15 protein-coding genes and 1 pseudogene are annotated in these 18,670 nt (G+C 67.8%); 2 read left to right on the top strand and 14 right to left on the bottom strand.

All coding sequences use genetic code 11. The annotated features are described in order from the left end of the window. Positions 1 to 13: 13 nt before the first annotated feature. The 8 genes and pseudogenes from ACFOY2_RS22560 to ACFOY2_RS22525 form a co-directional block, all read right to left on the bottom strand. The gene (locus ACFOY2_RS22560) at positions 14 to 1,090 is read right to left on the bottom strand and encodes a LacI family DNA-binding transcriptional regulator (protein WP_379530053.1); all 1,077 of its coding nucleotides are present in this window, start codon (positions 1,088 to 1,090) and stop codon (positions 14 to 16) included. Positions 1,091 to 1,099: 9 nt separating this feature from the next. Beyond that, positions 1,100 to 2,008, bottom strand: coding sequence for a glycerophosphodiester phosphodiesterase family protein (locus ACFOY2_RS22555; protein WP_379530052.1), 909 nt, complete (start codon positions 2,006 to 2,008; stop codon positions 1,100 to 1,102). Further along, on the bottom strand, positions 2,005 to 3,708 hold the full coding sequence (locus tag ACFOY2_RS22550) for an ABC transporter permease (RefSeq protein ID WP_379530051.1): 1,704 nt from the start codon (positions 3,706 to 3,708) through the stop codon (positions 2,005 to 2,007). The genes ACFOY2_RS22555 and ACFOY2_RS22550 overlap by 4 nt, the downstream gene beginning before the upstream one ends. Then, positions 3,708 to 4,715 (bottom strand): ABC transporter ATP-binding protein, encoded by a 1,008-nt coding sequence (locus ACFOY2_RS22545; RefSeq protein ID WP_379530050.1) that lies wholly within the window; start codon positions 4,713 to 4,715, stop codon positions 3,708 to 3,710. The genes ACFOY2_RS22550 and ACFOY2_RS22545 overlap by 1 nt, the downstream gene beginning before the upstream one ends. Further along, positions 4,712 to 5,767, bottom strand: a complete 1,056-nt coding sequence (locus tag ACFOY2_RS22540; protein WP_379530049.1) for an extracellular solute-binding protein — start codon at positions 5,765 to 5,767, stop codon at positions 4,712 to 4,714. Before ACFOY2_RS22540 ends, ACFOY2_RS22545 begins: the two co-directional genes overlap by 4 nt. A 364-nt stretch (positions 5,768 to 6,131) precedes the next feature. Continuing rightward, entirely contained in the window at positions 6,132 to 6,542 is a 411-nt protein-coding gene (locus ACFOY2_RS22535; RefSeq protein WP_379530048.1) for a calcium-binding protein, read from the bottom strand. Between the two features lie 39 nt (positions 6,543 to 6,581). Further along, positions 6,582 to 6,680: pseudogene (locus tag ACFOY2_RS22530) on the bottom strand (hypothetical protein); the annotation flags it as partial. Between the two features lie 132 nt (positions 6,681 to 6,812). Further along, on the bottom strand, positions 6,813 to 7,262 hold the full coding sequence (locus tag ACFOY2_RS22525) for a hypothetical protein (protein ID WP_379530047.1): 450 nt from the start codon (positions 7,260 to 7,262) through the stop codon (positions 6,813 to 6,815). Between the two features lie 447 nt (positions 7,263 to 7,709). On the opposite strand from ACFOY2_RS22525, the gene ACFOY2_RS22520 reads away from it, so the two are divergent. Further along, entirely contained in the window at positions 7,710 to 7,955 is a 246-nt protein-coding gene (locus tag ACFOY2_RS22520; RefSeq protein WP_379530046.1) for a hypothetical protein, read from the top strand. Positions 7,956 to 7,973: 18 nt separating this feature from the next. On the opposite strand, the gene ACFOY2_RS22515 is transcribed toward ACFOY2_RS22520, so the two are convergent. Next, entirely contained in the window at positions 7,974 to 8,969 is a 996-nt protein-coding gene (locus ACFOY2_RS22515) for a LacI family DNA-binding transcriptional regulator (protein WP_379530045.1), read from the bottom strand. A 198-nt stretch (positions 8,970 to 9,167) separates the two neighbouring features. On the opposite strand from ACFOY2_RS22515, the gene ACFOY2_RS22510 reads away from it, so the two are divergent. Next, positions 9,168 to 13,196, top strand: a complete 4,029-nt coding sequence (locus ACFOY2_RS22510; RefSeq protein WP_379530044.1) for a glycosyl hydrolase 115 family protein — start codon at positions 9,168 to 9,170, stop codon at positions 13,194 to 13,196. 111 nt (positions 13,197 to 13,307) lie between these two features. On the opposite strand, the gene ACFOY2_RS22505 is transcribed toward ACFOY2_RS22510, so the two are convergent. The 5 genes from ACFOY2_RS22505 to ACFOY2_RS22485 all read right to left on the bottom strand — a co-directional run bounded on the left by ACFOY2_RS22505 (position 13,308) and on the right by ACFOY2_RS22485 (position 18,668). Next, positions 13,308 to 14,165 carry a hypothetical protein gene (locus ACFOY2_RS22505; protein WP_379530043.1) on the bottom strand — a complete coding sequence of 286 codons (858 nt, stop codon included), beginning with the start codon at positions 14,163 to 14,165 and terminating at the stop codon, positions 13,308 to 13,310. Positions 14,166 to 14,231: 66 nt separating this feature from the next. Beyond that, on the bottom strand, positions 14,232 to 14,615 hold the full coding sequence (locus ACFOY2_RS22500) for a peptidase inhibitor family I36 protein (protein ID WP_379530042.1): 384 nt from the start codon (positions 14,613 to 14,615) through the stop codon (positions 14,232 to 14,234). A gap of 62 nt (positions 14,616 to 14,677) precedes the next feature. Beyond that, positions 14,678 to 15,430, bottom strand: a complete 753-nt coding sequence (locus tag ACFOY2_RS22495; RefSeq protein ID WP_379530041.1) for a hypothetical protein — start codon at positions 15,428 to 15,430, stop codon at positions 14,678 to 14,680. 136 nt (positions 15,431 to 15,566) lie between these two features. Beyond that, positions 15,567 to 17,090 (bottom strand): serine/threonine-protein kinase, encoded by a 1,524-nt coding sequence (locus ACFOY2_RS22490; RefSeq protein ID WP_379530040.1) that lies wholly within the window; start codon positions 17,088 to 17,090, stop codon positions 15,567 to 15,569. Positions 17,091 to 17,093: 3 nt separating this feature from the next. Beyond that, positions 17,094 to 18,668, bottom strand: a complete 1,575-nt coding sequence (locus ACFOY2_RS22485; RefSeq protein WP_379530039.1) for a serine/threonine-protein kinase — start codon at positions 18,666 to 18,668, stop codon at positions 17,094 to 17,096. Between the last annotated feature and the right edge of the window lie 2 nt (positions 18,669 to 18,670).

Below are 18,670 nucleotides of genomic sequence, written 5' to 3'. Positions count from 1 at the left end.
CCGCCGGCTGCCGTCACCTACCGCCGCGAGGTGGTCCGAGCGTGCGCCCGGGCAGCAGTGTGCCGGGGAGCAGTTCGTGTTCGACCTTGATCCGGCCCGGCTTGGCGAGCATCGACTGCATCACCGCCGCAGCTCGTACGGCGGCCTGCTCGACCGGTATGCGCACCGTGGTGATGCCCAGCAGGTCGACCCCGGGCAGGACGCCGTCGCAGCCGGTGGCGGACAGGTCTTCCGGCGTGCGGACCCCGGCGGCGCGGGCGTGCGACAGGAAGGCGAGCAGGCGCACGTCCGACGGGAACATCGCCGCCGTGATCGTGCCGGCGTCGTACAGCGCCATCACCTCGGCGATGCCCTCCTTCACGACGCCGAACGTCGGCGACGGTATCCGGTGCACGGTGACACCGTGCCCCTCCAGCCGCTGGGCCATCACCCGGCCGCGAAGGCTCTCCGCCACGGAGCTGCCGACATTCGGAATCACCACGGCGACGTCGCGGTGTCCCTGCGCCGCGACCGCGTCCGCGAGCAGGGTCGCGTTGCCGTTCTCGTCGTAGGAGACGCTGTAGATGCGCGGGTGGTTCTCGGGCCGCCCGATGATGACGACCGGCACCACGTCCAGGAACGGTTCGAGCATCTCGGCCTGGATGACACCCGTGGAGACGAACATCCCGCCGACCCGGAGCCCGAGCAGCCGGTTGAGCGCCTGCCGTTCGAAGTTCGCGCCTTCCATCGGTGACGGGGCGACAGTGATCATCTGCAGCCCGAGCCGGCTGATCTCGGCCTGCAGTTCGCTGAACAGCAGTCCGTACGCCGGATTGCTCGGCCCGCGCAGTAACAGGCCGATGATGTCCGAACTGCTCGCGGCCAGCGACCGGGCCATCTCGTTCGGGATGTACCCGAGCCGCTCCGCCGCGGCATGGACCGCGTCGCGGGTGCTCGGCGCGACCGGAGTGGTGCCGTGGAAGACCCGTGACACGGTCGCCCGGGAGACACCCGCTTCCTCGGCGACCGCCATCATCGTCACGTTCAGGGGTGACTGCGACTGCGGCTTCGACGATCGGCGCCTGCTCCTGGCCGCCTCACCTGATCCCACTCGCGGATCCTATCGGCGCCGGTGGACACGAGGGACGATTCCGGTCCTTTCCTCGCGGTACCGGCGCAGGAGGCCGGGCCAGTCGGTCTGGATGATGTCCGCACCGTGCGCGATCAGCCATCCCCAGCCGTCGGCCGGATCGCCGAGGACCGAGGTGTGGTCGTCGCGACCGTGGAAGAGCGGGACGCCGTCGGACAGGTTGATCGCGTCCAGCAGGCACGCCAGACCGGCGTCGTGCAGCTCGCCGATCAGCTCGGGCCGGGCGAGCTCGTCCGTCGCGCTTCTCGCCAGCAGTTCGACGCCGACCAGGTTCAGGTCGGGATCATCGAGTACGGCGTCGATGTCCGCGCGGGTCCGCACCATCGGAATGAACGGGTACTTGACCGGATGCCGTCGCAACTTCTCGAGCCACACCTCCTCCACCGGGCTCTTGAAGACCAGTTGTTCCGCCAGGTCGAACCGATCGGCGAACGGCAGCAGGCGATCCCAGTACCACCACGACCGGTCCACGTTGAACAGCACGTCGCCCCTGAAGCGCTCAAGTACGTCGGCCAGTTCGCTCACCCCGGCGTCGGCGCGCACCCATCGGTACCGCAGCGCGCGGATCTCCGCTGTGGACAGCGCCCGGAGGTCGACGTCGCGATCGAAGGCGAGCCGCTCCATGCCGTCGTGGAAGAGGAAGAAGTCCCCGTCGGCCGATTCCACGATGTCGATCTCGACCATGTCGGCCCCCTCGACCAAGGCGGTCTCGACCGCATCGCCGGTGTTCTCCGGGATGTTCCCCAGCCCGGTGCCCCGGTGTACGGCGATCAGCGGCGAACGCTCCGCCAAGGCCGTGTTGAGCAGCGCGTTGATCTGCTTGTACTGCGGCTGGCCGAACAAGTAGTACTCCCTGGTCGTAGTGGTTGACTGGCTCATGCCCGGCTCCTGCGGACCCGGCTGTTGCGGCCGTAGACGAACCACATCGCGACGGTGCAGACGAGCATGAGCAGTACGGCGTACACGAAGGTCAGTGCGGTGGCGTCGGTGTTGCCCTGGTTCCGGGTGGCGTTCTGGATGGTGATGCCGAGCGGTTGGTAGAGCGGGTGGGCGAGGAACACGGCGAGGTCGTAGTCGTCGAGCAGGCTGGTGAAGTTCAGGGCTGTGACGGCCGCTGCCACGGGGAGGACCAAGGGCACCAGGACGCGTAGGTAGGTGCGCATCCGGCCGGCGCCGAGAATGGACGCGGCCTCCTCCAGCGAGTCGGGGACCCCGGCGTAGGCGGCCTTCATCAGCCGCAGAGTGAACGGGATCTTGGCCAGGATGTAGCCGATCGCCAGGAGGCTGACCGTGCCGGTGAGGACCATCCCGCCGATGATCGGCCGCGGTGCCGAGTAGGCGATGACGAGCCCGAGCGCGAGCAGCGTGCTGGGCAGGACCCACGGGATGTGCAGCAGGTACTCGATCGCGATCGTCACGGGATTGACGACCTTCTGCAGCACCCGCGCCACGAACAGCATCATCATGATGACGACGATCGCGGTCACCGTCGCATAGCCGATGCTCACGACGAAGGGCCAGTACGCCGTGGCGTCGGTGAGCACGCGATGGTAGTTGGCCAGGGTGAAGCTGTCCAGGCTCAGCCGTCCCGTCGAGATGGTCGCCGCGTCCGTGAACGAGAAGACCACGATCAGCAGCGGCGGTACGGCGTACGCCGCGAACAACACGTACGCGCAGACGTGCACGGCCGCGTTCGCGACCGGATTGGTGATGCGCTGCTTTCGCAAGGTCGCAGGGACCTTGGAGACCGAGAAGTAGGTCCCGCCCGCCTCCAGCCGGTTGAGGGCGGTGAGCAGCACCAGCGTCGCCACACCGAGGATCAGCGCGAGTGTGGCCGCGAGGTCTCGCGAGCTGGGGATCTCGGCGAAGGTCAGGATCATCGGTGTGATCGTCTGGAACTCCCGGCCGCCCAGCACCTGAGGCGCGGCGAACGCGGCCAGTCCGCCCAGGAAGGTCAGCGTCGTGACCGCGAACAGCGTCGGCCGCAGCACCGGCAGCACGACCTGTCGCAGGATTCGCCAGGGCGAGGCGCCGAGCTGCTGAGCGGCCTCGATGGTCTGCTGGTCGATCCGGGCCAGCGCGGCGGACAGGAAGAGCAGATGATGTCCGGTGCCGGTCAACGTCATCACGACGACGACCGCGAGCATCCCGGAGAACCACCCGGGATCCGCGCCGGGAAACACCGACAGCACGATGCGCGTGATGAGCCCGCCCTCGCCGTACACGAACGTGTAGCCCGAGACGGCGACGACACCGCCGTACACCAGTGTCGTCGCGTAGCCCACCCACAGCAGGCGGGCACCGCGTACGGCGAAGTAGCGAGTCACCAAGACGACGAACACGCCGACGACGTTGACGGTCACCGACAGGACGAGCGCCAGCAGGAAGCTGTTGCGCAGCGAGTCGATGGCACGTTGCGAGGACCACAGCCGCTCGAACGCGCGGGTGCTGAACGCGCCGCCGGGGAAGAAGATCTCGTGCAGCGTGACGACGTTCGGATAGATCAGGAACGCGGCGATGAACCACAGCAGCGCCGCGGCGGCCACCAGGAACCACGGGGAGCGGACCCGGCCTCTCATCAGGCCGCTCCCGGATACTGCAGAACCGACTCCGGGTCGATGACGACGTCGACCCGGTCACCCGCGTCGAGCCGGTCGTCGCTCCGCATCACCTGCAGCACGTCGTGCTCCGTGCGCACCCGGTACATCGTGTGCGCCCCGTGGAACGCGCGGGCGGTGACGGTACCGGGCAGGCGGACTCCCGCTCCCGACCGGTCGAGACCGACCTTTTCGATCCGCAGGTACGAGGCCTTGCCGGGATCGAGCCGATCGGCGCCCCGCGCGGCAAGCTCCTTCACCAGCTCGACGCTGAGCTTGTTCACCTGACCGATGAAGGTGCAGACGAACTCGGTCGCCGATCGCTGATAGATCTCCTCGGGCGATCCCACCTGCTCGATCCGGCCGTGGTCGAGCACCGCGATCCGGTCACTCATCGACAGGGCCTCTTCCTGGTCGTGAGTGACGTACACCGTCGTGATGCCGAACCGGGTCTGCAGGTCCTTCAGCTGGCCTCGCAGCTGCTGGCGAAGCTTCGCGTCCAGGTTGGACAGGGGTTCGTCCAGCAGCAGCACCTTGGGCCGCATGATCAGCGCCCGGGCGATCGCGACACGTTGCTGCTGCCCGCCGGAGAGTTCGGCGACGCCTTTGGCCAGCTGCGCGCCAGAGAGGTCGACCTGCTCCGCGATCTCGGCGACGCGGCGGTCGACCTCGGACTGCGAGTGTTTCCGTACCCGCAGGCCGAAGGCGATGTTGTCACGGACGCTCATGCTCGGGAACAGCGCGTAGTTCTGGAACACCATGCCGATCTCCCGTTTGCCGCTCGGCACGTGGGTCACGGTGCGACCGTCGACCAGGACGTCGCCGGCTGCCGGTTCGACGAACCCGGCCAGTACGCGCAGCGCGGTGGTCTTGCCGCAGCCCGAGGGCCCGAGCAGGGTGAAGAACTCTCCTGCCTCGATCCGGAGCGAGAAGGACGGCAGCGCCTCGAAGCCGCCGAACCGCACGGTGACGTCGTCAAAGGTGATCATTTGCTGAGGTACTCGAGTTCGATCTTTTCGATCCACTGGTCGAGGTGCTGGGTGACGAACGCCCAGTCGATCGGCTGGGCGGTGAAGGAGTCGGTGATCCGGACCGCGTCGGCGTCGGCCTTCGAGACCGCTGCCTTGTTCGCCGGGGCAGTGAAGAACTTCTTCGACCACGCGGCTTGGACGTCGGCACTGCCGAGCCAGTCGATGAACTTCTTCGCCGTGCCGGCCTTCTTCGTCCCGGCGACGAGTCCCACCTGCTGGACCGTCATCGGCGCACCGATCTTGGGGTGCGCGGCCTCGGTCTGGACCTTGTACTGCTTCTCCCGGGTGGCTTTGCCGGCCAGCCACATCTGACCGGCGTCGACCTTCCCCGCTGCCATCTGCGCGTACAGATCGGTGCCGGTGACAGCCGGTACACCGTGCGCGAAGTAGGCCTTCACCGCATCCCAGCCGGCCTGGCTGACGCCGAGGTCGCCGCTGTCGTCGCGGTACCGGCTGAGGATGCCGGCCACCACCATCTGCGCGGTCGCGCCGCCGAGCGCGCTGGGTACTTCGTAACGCTTGTCGAACTGCGGCTTCGTCCACAGGTCCGGCCAGTCCGTCGGCTGCTGAGCCGGGGCGAGCGAGTTGTTGTAGACCAGCATCACCGGCTCGCGGACGATCGGCCAGAACTGCTTCCCGTCCGCGTCGCCCAGGGCGGGGTCGACTTCACCGGACCAGGCAGGGGTGTAGCTCTGCAGGACGCCGGCCGCCTTCAGCTTCCCGAAGTACACGTTGTTGAGGCCGAACGTGACGTCGGCGATCGGGTTGCTCTTCTCGGCGAGCAGCCGGTTCTGGATGTCACCGCCACCGAGGTCGACGAACTGCATGGTGAAGCCGGCCTTGGCCGCCTCCGCCTTCAGCCAGTCGCCGCGGCCGTCGGAGACCGAGTTGCTGTAGATGACCAAGCTGTCCGTGCCGGTCGAGCCGGCGGTCGAGGCCGGTGGGGAGCAACCGCCGGCGACCAGTGCGCCGACGACCGCGACCACGAGGGTCGCAAGAGCCTTCCGCATCGTTTCGTCCGTTCCGCCCCGCAGGGCAGAGTCGTAGGAGGGGATGTACGCGCGTTCATCGGTGTCGTAGGCGAGACTGTACCCCGCCAATGAACGCGCGTACATATGCGAAAGTCCGCTGGATGGCCGATTGGTGACCGAGTGAGGTCTGAGGGGTTCTGTCGCGTTTCGCTCGCCGGGCTGCGGCCCTCGTCCGCATGCCAAAGGGCTCCGGCATCGGCCAACGCCGGCGCCGGAGCCCACTCGCTGATCAGTTGGGGCCGATGGGAGCGTCTCAGGTCTTCATGTGAGTCACCGGTGGTGGTGTCAGACGGAGGCCGGTACCCACTGCCATTCAGTCAAGGGCGTTGGCTGTAGGGCCCGGTTACGGCCAGGCCTGTGTGACCTCGCATTTCTGATAATCTTCGAACTCCATCGACTGGCAGGTGTCTCTGCCCGTGTCGTAGGTGTATTCGCGGGCGTGGTCGGAGCCTCTGTCGCCGACGAGCAGATCGCCGTCCGCCCCGCCGTACAAATAGTCGTTGCCGTAGTTCATGCCGGTGTCGTTGTAGTCGCCGTAGAGCTTGTCCACGCCGGCACCGCCGTGAAGCGTGTCATTGCCTCCGTGGCCGTATAGCGTGTCGCCTCCGGGGCCGCCGTCCAGCATGTTGTCGCCGTCGTTGCCGACGAGGACGTCGGCGGACCGTCCACCGTAGATGTCTTCCACGTCGCTCGGGATGTTTTCCTGTTCGCCGGCGATGCCGTCGTCGGCGACGCCGTTCAGAGATGCCTGCACCCGCACCCCCTTTTCCGCGTAACTCACCGAGTCCCGGCCGCTGCCGCCGACGTATGTGTCGACGCCGTTCTCGCCGCGCAGATCGTCGTTGCCCGGGCCTCCGTTCAGGCTGTCGTTGCCGTCCGAGCCCTCCAGCAGGTCGTCGCCGTCTGCGCATTCCTGCGGGCAACCGCCGAAGAGCCGGTCGTTGCCGTTGTCCGGCTTTCCTTGGTTCGCGCGCAGATCGTCGGGGCTGAGACCGCCATAAACCGACTGCGTTCCGGGACCGCCCTAGATGACGTCGTTGCCGGAGCCGCCGTAAATACGGGCCTGCGTCTTACTGCTCGTGGGCAGCAGGTTGATGATCGTATCGGCGCCTGCGTGGCCGTCGACATGCAGCCCCTTGGGAGTGCCGCTCAACCCGCATTCAACTTCGTTGTCGGTGATGTCGATGCAGTCGCCACCCGGAAGTATCGGGTAGTTCTTGTCGGTGACGCGAACCCGGCCGCGGTCGCCCGGGACGATGGTGATGTAATTGTCCCCGTAACGACCGTGAACAGTCAGCGTATCCCCGACGACGCCGACATGGGTTGTGGTCGGATCGGTTGGATCCACGTCGGCCCGCGCGATGGCCGGTGAGGCTAACACCATTCCAGCAGCAGGTGCCGCTGCGCCGATCCCTGACAACCTCTTACGCATACCACGAGTGGTTTTCCCCGCCATACTATTGATCTGATTCATATAAGCTCCAGTTCTAATGCTGAGAATACGTACACGGCAGCTCGACGTTTTATGGTCGTTCAGCGGCGGTGTCCCGGCCATGAGCCCGTGTCGCCTGCTGCGATGAATTCGGGCTGGACAGCCGTAGGTGAGCACTGCAGGATGAGGGTTCTCCCGGAAAAGGTCGCCAAGGCAACCTGTCAGCGCCTCATCTGGTAAAGCGCAAAGGCACAGCGGCGGTGCGCTCGCGAGCGGGGACAGGAGAGCAGCTCTGCGGCAGGCGGCATGCCCTTGCCGGTCGTCTCCGTACTCACGGAGCCAAGGCTATGAGCAGCGCATACAGATAACCTCCAGAAACCGCACATCCGGCAGGCGTGATCGAGTGAGGTCTGAGATGACGGGGTTCATCCCCGCAGGCAAGATCGCGTTCCCCTGGGACTCGGTTAGTGTGTGGCGTGTCATCGACGCATGCCGAGCGTTCGCGGACCTGCACCCGGTGATCAGCGGGCCGGCCGATACGTCAACCGCCGTCCGTTCGTCTGGTTCGATGACGACCTCGAACGCGCCGACCGGCTGTACCTGAAAGCCCACGAGAACGTGGACCGGTTCCGCGTCATCGACGTCGGCCCGCGTAAAGGACTCCGGCCGCTGCACGTCGAGCAGGCAGCGGAGTGGCTGACATCCATCGACGACAAGAAGCGGGTCCGTGGTTGACGACCTCCTCACGCTCGTTCAAGGCCCGCGGCGGTCCGCCGGGCCGGACGATTCGCGGAGCACCAGCTCGGTGGGCAGGCGGATCGCCTCGCCCTCGCGTTGTGATCGTGCGGCGAGCTGCTCGATCAGGAGCTCTACCGCGAGCCGACCGGCCTGCGAGCCGGGCCCGGCCAGGGTGGTCAACGAGGGATGGACGAAGTCGGCGGCGAAGATGTCGTCGAACCCGATCACGCTGATGTCGGCCGGGACTCGAACACCGCGCTGGGCCAGGCGTCGGATGATGCCGATCGCCAGCAGGTCGTTGTGAGCCAGGACCGCCGTCACGTCGGTGCGCAGTGCCCCGTCGGCGGCGGCCCCGCCGCCTGCGACGTTGGGGGCGTACGGACCGATCCGGTGTGCCGTCAGACCGTGCGCTTCGGCCACAGCGCTCAGCGCCGCCCAGCGCGCCGCGCCTATCCAGGAGCTGGGTGGTCCGGCGCAGTAGGTGAAGTTCTGGTGCCCGAGCGAGGCCAGGTGTTCGAGGATCTGCTGACAGCCGGCGCCGCTGTCGAACGTCACGCTGGTCAACCCGGGCAGCTCTCGGTTGAACAGGACGATCCGGTGCAGTTTGGCGAGGTCGCGCAGGACCTCGTCGTCGAGTCGGCTGGAGGCCAGCACGAATCCGTCCACGCCGGTGGCCAGGTCGCGAATCTGGTTCTCCTCGATGCGCCGCGATTCCTCGGCGTTGACGATCACCAGAGTGACGTTGGACGCCTTCGCGCGCTGCTCCGCGCCGCGGATGAGCTCGAAGAAGTGGGGATTGGTGATGTCGGAGAGCACCATGGCGATGGTGCGGTGGCGTAGACCGGAAAGAGCGCGGTTCTGCGGTCTGTGCTCGTAGCCGAGGTGTGCGGCGGCGGCGACTATCCGCTGTCGCGTCGCTTCGTTGACCCGGCCGGGCTTGTTGAACGCCCGGGAGACCGTCGACGCGGCCACGCCCGCAGCTTGCGCGACGTCAAAGATGGTGGGCCCCACGAACGCATCTAGTCACGAGATGGAAATTCTGGCAACACCTTGCAGAAATTGTCGCGTGGTACCTACGTTGCGATCATGCCGGCCACACGGTGACGTCTCGGACGAGAGGAGCCAGGGATGTCGCAACCAGGGCAAATAGGTCGATTACCGCATGATAAGCGCACTATCGCGCGTCGGGCCACGCGGTGGTCCGCAGCTGTGACGATCGGCGCTCTGCTGGCCGCGTTGCTGACGTCGGTGGGGGTGGCGCCGGCGCAGGCGTCATCGGCCGACTTCACCATCTTCAACGGTCGCACGACCACTCCGATCCTGATCGACCCGTCCTATGGCGGCGATCACGCCGATCGGGACTACAAGCAGGTGCGCCGCGCGGTCCAGGACCTGCGTCAGGATGTCGCCATGGTGACCGGGGCGGTCGATCCCGGCCAGGTGCAGAGCCTGTTCGTCGACGACGAGCCGGCCAAGGAAGCGCGGCTGGCGAGGGCCGACCAGCGCAAACTGCCGGCCCTGCTGACCAGGGCCGAGGGTCAGAAGACCGCGATCATCGTCGGTCAGATCGGTCAGAGCCGGCTGATCGACGGGATCGTCGCAGCAGGCAAGTTCGACGAGGCCGCCGGGATCAAGGGCAGGTGGGAGGCGTACGCGGCCAAGACCATCAAGAACCCGGTCCCCGGAGTCGACAACGCACTGGTGATCGCGGGCAGCGATGCCCGCGGGACGATCTACGGGATCTACTCGATCTCCGAGGAGATCGGCGTCTCGCCGTGGTACTGGTACAGCGACGTGCCGATCAAGCGGCGCGACGACATCGAGGTCGAAGGCAAGACCCGGGTCGACGACGGGCCGGACGTCAAATACCGCGGAATCTTCATCAACGACGAAGAACGCACCGTCGTGTGGGCGAAGAAGAAGTTCCCCACCGGCAACGGCACGCCCGAGGTCAACTACTACCGGCACGTCTATGAGCTGATGCTGCGGCTCAGGCTGAACACGCTGTGGCCGGCGATGCACCTGGCCTCGACGGCGTTCAACGCGGTCACCGATACCGGGACCTACGACCAGGGGACGCCGATCAACGCTCGTGAGGCGGCAGCGTTCGGCGTGGTCGCATCGTCCTCGCACGCGGAGTTGATGCTGCGCAACAACGAGGGCGAGTGGCGGCAGTGGTACGCCCGCAACAAGGACGCGCTCGACATCAAGGGCCCGGACGCCGTGGCTGCCTTCAACTATTCGATCAACAAGCCCGCGATCCTGGAGTACTGGCGCCAGCGTGTGGTCGCCAACGCCGACTTCGAGAACATCCATGCCCTGGGTATCCGCGGTGTGCACGACAGCGATCCGGTGTTCACACCCGGTAACCCGTACGGGTTCAAGGACAAGATCGAGATGCTGGCCGACGTCATTCGCGAACAGCGCAAGCTGATCGCCGACGTCTACGGCAGCGCCGACGCCGTGCCGCAGGTGTTCATCCCCTACAAGGAGATGAACGATCTCTACAACGCCGGGCTGAAGGACCACATCCCCGCCGACGTGACCCTGATGTGGGCCGAGGACAACCAGGGCTATCTGCGCCAGGTGCCCACGCGCACCGAAGCCGCCCGGTCCGGCGGGAACGGCGTCTACTACCACATCTCCTACTGGGGCGAGCCGAAGAGCTACCTGTGGCTGAACTCGACGCCGATGTCCCTGATGGTGCAGCAGTTGCGTCGGGCGTGGAATTCCGGTGCGGGGCGCTACTGGATCCTCAACGTCGGGGACATCAAGCCCGGCGAGATCAAGCTCGACCTGTTCGCCAAGCTCGCGTGGGACGTCAAGGGCTATGACGACACCAACATCGGGAGCAAGTTCCTCACCGAGCACGTGGAGCGAGACTTCCGGCTGAGGGGCAACGACGCCGCCGTGGTCACCGACGCGCTGGAAAGGTTCGACGCGCTCGAGAACACCAAGCGCGCCGAGTTCTGGGGAGAGATCAACTCGTCCAACGCGAACTCGGGAAGGATCCACAACGGCCAGGTCTTCCCGTTCAGCGCCACCTCGGACGGGGATGAGCTCCAGCGCTACATCAACGAGTCCAACAAGCTGGTGACGATTCTCGACGGCGTTTCCGCCAAGCTCGACCCGCGCTATCGCTCCGCGTTCTATCAGCAGGTGCTCCACCGAATCCGGTCCTACCGCAACATGGCTGAGCAGATCGGCTACTACTGGAAGAACCAGCTCGCTGCCGCCCAAGGCCGCTACGCCGGCGCGGGAAGCTACGAGCTGCTCTCGAAGCAGGCCCGTGAGCGCATCTTCACCGACGAGGACTACTGGAACACGATCAGCGACGGCAAATGGGACGATGCCATCGGCCACAGTCACCCCGAAGGCTTCCCGAACGAGGGCGCCGTCATGCTCACCAACGACCGGTATGCCCGGGTGGCCACACCGGCCGACGCGGTGGGCGCCGCCGCCGAGGGGAGCAAAGAACCTGGTCGTGGCACGCTGACGTTCAACTCGGCCGCGCCCGACGACAAGCGGTTCTTCGACGTGTTCTCCCGCGACGACGTAGCCAACCCGCAGGAGTGGGTCGCCGAGGCGGACGCTCCGTGGATCACCCTTTCTCAGCGCCGAGGCACGACCGCGACAGAGCAACGAGTCACGGTGACGGTCGCCAAGAACCACCCCGCCGCGAAGGGGACGATCCGGGTCTTCAACGCCGTCCGCGGCGCCAAGGCCGGCGACCCGGTCGCGACGTTCACGGTGGACGCGCAACGGGCAGCCGTGGATCTGCGCCGTGTCTCCGAGCCGGCACACCTGGAGGCCAACGGATACGTGGCCCTCGAAGCCGAGCACTTCTCCGAGAACATGCCCGGCGCCGACGGGAGCCGGTGGGCCCCCCTTGAGGGCGTGGGTCAGCGCGGGGCGTCGATGGGCAGCTTCCCGGAGATCGCGCCCCGGGTCGAGTCCGGCTTCGAGACGACCGCCCGCCTGAGATACCGGGTCCACTTCACCTCCACCGGAAGGTTCACCGGGACCTTCTACCGAATCCCGACCCTGAACGAAGGCACAGAGGACGGCGGCACGGCGCGAACCGCGCGCACGGCGATCGGGCTCGACGACCAGGCCCCCAGCCTGCTGCGCGGCAACTCTGTCGCCGGTACGAGCACCAGCCCCTGGGGATTCAACATCATGCATGGAATCGAACCCCTGAACTTCACCATCGATGTGACCACAGCGGGGTGGCACGACCTCGTGGTCTACCGCTCGGACGCGGCGATCCTCTTCGACCGGATCATCATCGAGACCCGCGCCGGCGCGGCCGGTGACGGCCTTGTCGGCCCGCCCGAGAGCCCGAACAACATCGCCGCACCCCAGAGGGCTACCGTGGCGCCGCCCCCTGACACGATGCCGAAGCTCCGCCGGCTGCCCGCGATCCAGACGTCGGTGGGCCAGACGAGCACGGTCGAGGGTGTGCGGGACGTGGCGGCCGCGAAGTCTGACAACGAGACCGCCGTGTCGGTCGCGGTGAAGGACGGCCAGGTGCGGGTCACCGGGCGCAGAGCCGGGAGGGCCGAGCTCTCCATCACCGCTGGTGGTGAGGCCTGGGTGGCGTCCGTCACGGTGGGCCGCGCTGCGGGGGCGCCGGTCGGCGCCTATCTGGAGCGGGACGGTTCGGTCGTCTTCGACGCGGCCGACGCGTTGGAGAAGAGCGCCTCCGCCAACGCGGTCGCCAGCAACAACGGGACCCACGGCTGGGCGCTGGCCCGTAACGGTCTCCAGGTCGTCCCGCCGGCCGACGCCAGCGCGAAGGCACAGTGGCTGGCGACCTCGGCGGCCCAGGGCGAGGCGTTGTTCAAGGCCGGCCCGACGGAGAAGGTCAACGGGAGCTCCGCGGCAGGAGCACCACCCCGGCTCGACTTCACCGTCGACATCCAGACCGGCGGCACGTACTACCTGTTCGTCAACACGAGCAACCCGAACGCCGACGCCGACTCCTACCATGTGGTCGTCGACGGGCAGTGGAGATACCAGTCGAACAAGTCAGGGCCGGAGACCGGGTTCGAGACCTGGTACGGCAGCACGAGCGTCGCCGCGGCCGCGTTGACGCTCGCGCCGGGCGAGCACACGATCTCGCTGGCGCCTCGTGAGGCCGGGCTGGTGCTCAACCAGATCGCTTTGACCACGAAAAACACACCCGGCTTCACCGGCTTCCAGACCCCCAGCAGCCGGAAAGCGAGCGCTTCATGACGCTCTGAAATCGAGCGAAGCACCAGCCCGAGACGGCCGGACGTTCCAGGTCCGGCCGTCTCGTCATCTGCGGAGTGCTTCTCGGCGTCGTGGGTTCCGGCACCCACAGGCTCAGCCCTGTTCCGCGAGAATCCGGCGGGCGGCCGCGAGCTGCCGGTCCTTGGCCGCCCCCAGCGCCCGGAACTCGGCGGGATACGCGCGGACGGCATCGTCCTGGATGCGCTTCTCTGCGGCGGACCAGACGGAGACGAGGCCGGTCTTCACCTTGCACCGCACATCCGCCTGTGCCGCGCGGATCTCCTCCTGCGTGGGAGGGCCACCGCTCAGCCACCGTTGATCGGTGATGGCGGCGAGCGGGTCGGCATAGCGCAGCTCCTCGGCCCGCATGCACCCACTCCAGGACCGGAAGACCTGGACTACCTTCGGGTCTCGCCGGGACTGCTCGAACGTCTGCGTGATGAGCTTGTTGAACAGCGCCGTATCGACCTGCGGCGACCCCTGCTCGATATGGCCCCGCGCCTGCCGCAGGCAGCCGCCCGCCTCGCCGTACACGGCCTGCCGCTCCGCCGCCGACAGGTCTTTCATCCGCCTCTCACGTGCCTCGGAACGCCGGGCCACGGAAGGGCGGTCCGGAGCGACATGGTACCCGTACAGACGGGCTATCTCTGGTTCGACGACGCCGTAGCGGCGGCGGTTGGGCGGCTCCAGGTCGTCCGCCGCGCCCGGCGGCACCACCTCCCACACCATGCCCCGCTTCCGCATGCAGTCGCGGACCAGGAGATCCTCGGCGGCCTCAAGGATCATGATGTCCGCCGTGGAGAAGTTGTACCTGTCGAAGGGGATGGACAGCTCGCGCGCCTCCACCCCCGGCGCCGGCACCGGCACCAGGGGTTTCGTCCTCTCCGCCGTCGAACAGGCCGTCACCACGGTCAGCAAGACCGCGACCGCTCCCCACAGCCGAACAGGCACGTCGATTCCTCCGATTCGCCTGGGTCGCGCTACGACCTGCGCGGTGGAGCCGAGCCCCAGGAGGTGCTACGGGTTGACGCGCTTGACGGAGCTCGTCAGGTTGTCGAAGCCGTTATTCGTCAGGTCGCTGTCCGACGACCTCGGGGCCGCCGCGTATCCGTAGGAGCCGGCGCAGTTGGCGCTGTTGTAGAACTGGATCCTCCCGGCCGTGGTGTTCCTCATGGAGCTGGCCTTGTTGTTCAGGGCGCCCACATTGACGCACCCGTTGGAGGTGAAGAGGAACGTCTCTTTGGCGCCTGCGTAATCATCGTGCTCGTACAGGCAGAAGAAGGTGGCGTCACAGGTGCTGGCAAGCCGGTTGGCATCGGCCTGGACGGGCAGGCCGATGCCGAGCAACCCGGTCATGGCCAACGTCACGACGCCGGCCCTGCGGATGGTCTGTCGCCTCATGTACACCCCATTCTGAGAAGATCTTGGTAGCGCCAAAGCATAGCGATGCGCGCTGGCGGTCCTCACCCTGTGCCTGTGCCGATCTTGTCGGCGAGCGCCTTGGCCGCGTCCAGCGCGCCCCTGGCCAGCCGGCCCTCGGGGTCCTCGGCGACTCGGCGGTCATATCTGACCTCGATCACCGCGTTGCTCAGCCGGACGCCCACGACCGCCGTGGTGGGCCCCCTGCCTGTGCCACTGGGCGTCGTCCACCTTGTGACATAGGAATCGTCCCCGATCGCCGGGTCGGCCTTGGCATATTCCCCGGGTATCGTCTCCGCCTTCCACCGGCGCGCGATGAACTGCTCGTGCGCCTTCGCCACCCCCTCGGGGAACACCTTGGCGTACACCTTCAGCGTGAAGCTCATGTTCTCGGGAAGGCTGGCTCTGTTCGCTTGATTGGTGTACCACTCGCACTCCTCCTTGTAGATCTGCGACTTCTTGGGGAAGAGCACGAGCTTGGCCAGCAGGTCCTCGGCCAGGAGGCCACACGGGTCCAACTCCTTGGTGAACTTCGCCTCGCCGGTCGGGACCGGCTCGCTCGTCGAGGGCTGCGCGTCGGGGACGTCTGCCGTCGGGGGAGGGTCGGTCGCGCTGCGCACCGGAACGGGGGTCGTCGTGGCCGCGGAGGCGGCCTGGGCCTGCGGCGGCTCCCGCGTCAGGAGGAAGGCGATCGTGAACACCATCAGCACGAGCACCGCCATGGCCCCGCTGAGCAGGACTGGCGTCACCCGGATGCCGGGTCGTGGGGGACGGGGCTGGGTCGGTCGATCGTTCATCTCGTTCGCGGCGCGGAGATCCGGTTCTTCGGTAACCGGGCGAAACGCCACGTCTCCTCTCGGGGCTCTGGGGAAACTGCTCGCCGATCTGTACGGGGCGGGGACGCCGCCCGATCGCGTCGGCGGGTCTGGCGCATCAGCCGGTGTCCGTCGATGCGACCTCCGTCAGCGCGTCCGCCAGCGCGCGGGCCGTCTCGACCGCCCGCTCCTGCTGCCCGGCTCGCACCTCGGAGCGGTCGTGGTCGGCAGAGTCGATCTCGACGACCAGGTTGCTGACGCGTACCCACACGACGCTGTGGGCCTGCGGGAACGTCGTGGCCCACCAGTTCTGGCCGAAGGCCTCGTCCCCGATGCCGGGCAGATCACGCACCGCCTGATGGGTGGTCGAGGACTTACTGCCCTTCATGGAGGCCTGCGTCTGTTTCCTACCGGTGAAGATCTTTTGCGCCACCGCCACCTGTGCCGAGTGCGAGATCTTGATGCTGACGACGTCCTTGAAGGTTCCGGCGGTCCAGTCGCACTTGGTGGGGTCGAGCCCGACCTGCCGCCTGGACAGTCCAGGCATGATCTTCGACGCCCGCTCGTCGCTCACCAGCCGGCAGGCGTGCGGCGCTGTCGCGAAGGCGCCGTCTCCCCGCGGGGTCTGGGACGGAGCCGTCGTCGTGGTGGCCGTCGGCTGTGGGGCGGCGGACTGGTTCGACGGTGGCTTGGTCGTCTGGGCGGAGGTGTTGACCAGCAGCACCGCTGTGACGGTGAGGGAGGTGGCGACCGCCAGCCCGCCCAGTGCGAGGGGAAGCCTGCTCTTCCGCCGCGGGGCCGGCACAACGGTTGGCGTGGTGATTGTCGGCCGGCGCGTGGGCAGCGGAACCGCCACCGGCTGGAGGATCTCCCTGATCACTTGGGGATGCGGTCGCGTGGCCGGGTTCGCGTTCAGCAGCCTCAGCAGCAGCTCGCCGAACGGTCCCGCGTTGACGGCGGGCGGTGGCGGCTGGGTGAGCACTGCCGCGATGCTCGCCATGGGGGAGTCGCGCTGGTACGGGCCGCGCCCCTCCACCGCCGCGAACAGAGTGGCGGCCAGCGACCACAGGTCGGAGGCCGGTCCGGCGGGCTCGCCGCGCAGCCGCTCGGGGGCGATGTACCCCGGCGTGCCGGCCGTGCTCGCCGGGGACGCGTCCGTGGCGTCGGTGATGTGCGTGGCGATGCCGAAGTCGGTGAGGATCGCCTCGCCGGAATCGGTGACGAGCACGTTGCCCGGCTTCACATCGCGGTGCAGGATGCCGTGCCGGTGCGCCGCCTCCAGCGCGTCGAGCACGCGCAGCCCGATCGTGGCGACCTGACCGGCGGGGAGCCTGCCGTGTTCCTTGATCAGGTCGGCCAGTGACCGGCCGGCGAGCAGGTCCATGACGATCCACGGCTGGCCCGACTCGGCGATGACGTCGTGCACGGTGATGATCGCGGGGTGGTTCAGCGACGCCGCCGCGCGGGCCTCGCGCAGCGTGGCCGCGAGCGCCTCCTCCCTGAGGGAGGGGTCGGACGGCAGGCGTACCTGCTTGACGGCGACCTCGCGGTGCAGCACCGCGTCGTGCGCCCGCCAGACCGTGCCGGCGCCGCCGGCGCCCAACGGTGCGAGCAGGTGGTAACGAGCAGCTACGACGTGCATGCCTCAGGCCTTGGCGTCGAGGTTCTCGGCGAGGTACTTGACCGCTTTCGCGGCCTTTTCCCGCAGTCCCGGCTCCAGCGTGACATTGCGGATGAAACGGATCTGGCCCACGATGTTGCTGGTCCTGAAGACCGAGTTGACAATGTACCTCTTGGTGCTGAGGGAGCCGTCCTGCACCTCCCAGGCGACTGCCCCGTCACCCGCACCGGGGATGTCGAAGACCTCGCCGAACTTGGTGCCGGTGCCTCCCCGGCCCGCCTCCGACTCGGCCGTGGCCTTGGCGCCCTGCACGTGGTCCTCGGCGAGCTTGGTCTCGTACCCGTCGCCCTGCTGCTCATACAGGAAGAGCGTGAGAACCATCGAGAGATTCTTGTCGTCGCCGACCCGGCTCCACGAGCATTTGACCGTGGGCTCCAGGGCGGTGGTCCAGTACCTGCCCACCACCTCCGTGGCCTGCTCCCGGGTGAGCAACTGGCACGGCCTGGGGATCGCGGTGAACTTGCCGGGCGTGCGGACGACCGGCGTACTTGAGGGGGAGGCGGCCCCGGTGGGCGTCGCCGTGGCCGGCGGGGACTCGGCGCTCGCCGCGGCCGCAGGCGTGGCGGCGGGCGGGGAGGCGGCTAAGGGGGCGGACGATGACGAGGTGGCCAGGATGAGCGTCACCGACATGACGAAGGCGACGATGACGGCCGCAGCGGACCCGTACACCGGCAGCCGGGGCAGCACCCACGACGTCGTGCGCGAGGCGGGGACCGTGGCGGCGGTGCGTTGCGTGATGGAGTGCAGGACCGCCCTGAGCGTCACCGTGTCCGGACGCCGTGCCGGATCCTTGTCCAGCAGTCGCATGAGCACAGGCGTGAGAGCGCCCGACCGCTGCGGCGGCCTGGGCGGCTCGGTCATCACCGCGCCGTGCGTGGCCAACGCGGTCGGACGGGAGAAAGGCGGCACGCCCTCGACGGCCGTGTAGATCGTCGCACCGAGCGACCAGAGGTCGGACGCGGGACCGGCGGCCTGGCCGGGCTCTTCGGTGAGCGCCTCGGGAGCGGTGAACCCAGGCGTGCCCATCGGCACGCCGCCCGGTTGCCCGCCGGCCCGCGTGGCGATGCCGAAGTCGGACAGCATGATGCGGCCGTCGTCGGCCAGCAGCACGTTGGCCGGTTTGACGTCGCGGTGCAGCAGACCGCGACCGTGCGCGGAGGCCAGCGCGGACAGCACGAACAGCCCGATCGAGGCCGCCCACTCCGGCGACATCGGCCCGCCCGACGTCACGATCTGGTCGAGCGAGCGGCCCTTGACGAGCTCCATGACGATCCACGGTTCGGCGCCGTCCTCGACCACGTCGTGGATGGCGACCACGGAGGGGTGCCTGACGTGCGCCGCCGCCCGAGCCTCGTGCAGGGTACGCGCGCGCAGCCGCGCATGGTCGTCCGGGGACAGGTTCGGCGGTATGTGCACCTGCTTGATCGCCACCTCGCGGCCGATCGCGGTGTCGTGGGCCTGCCACACCACCCCCATGCCGCCCTGGCCGATGGGTGCGAGCAACCGGTAGCGCCCGCCCACGAGGCGTGGCTGGTTCATCA

The sequence above is a fragment of the Nonomuraea purpurea genome (assembly GCF_042650645.1).
Classification (GTDB): Bacteria; Actinomycetota; Actinomycetes; order Streptosporangiales; family Streptosporangiaceae; genus Nonomuraea; species Nonomuraea purpurea.
The sequence above is the reverse complement of the archived record's forward strand: the minus strand, read 5'-3'. Positions and strand labels throughout refer to the sequence as shown.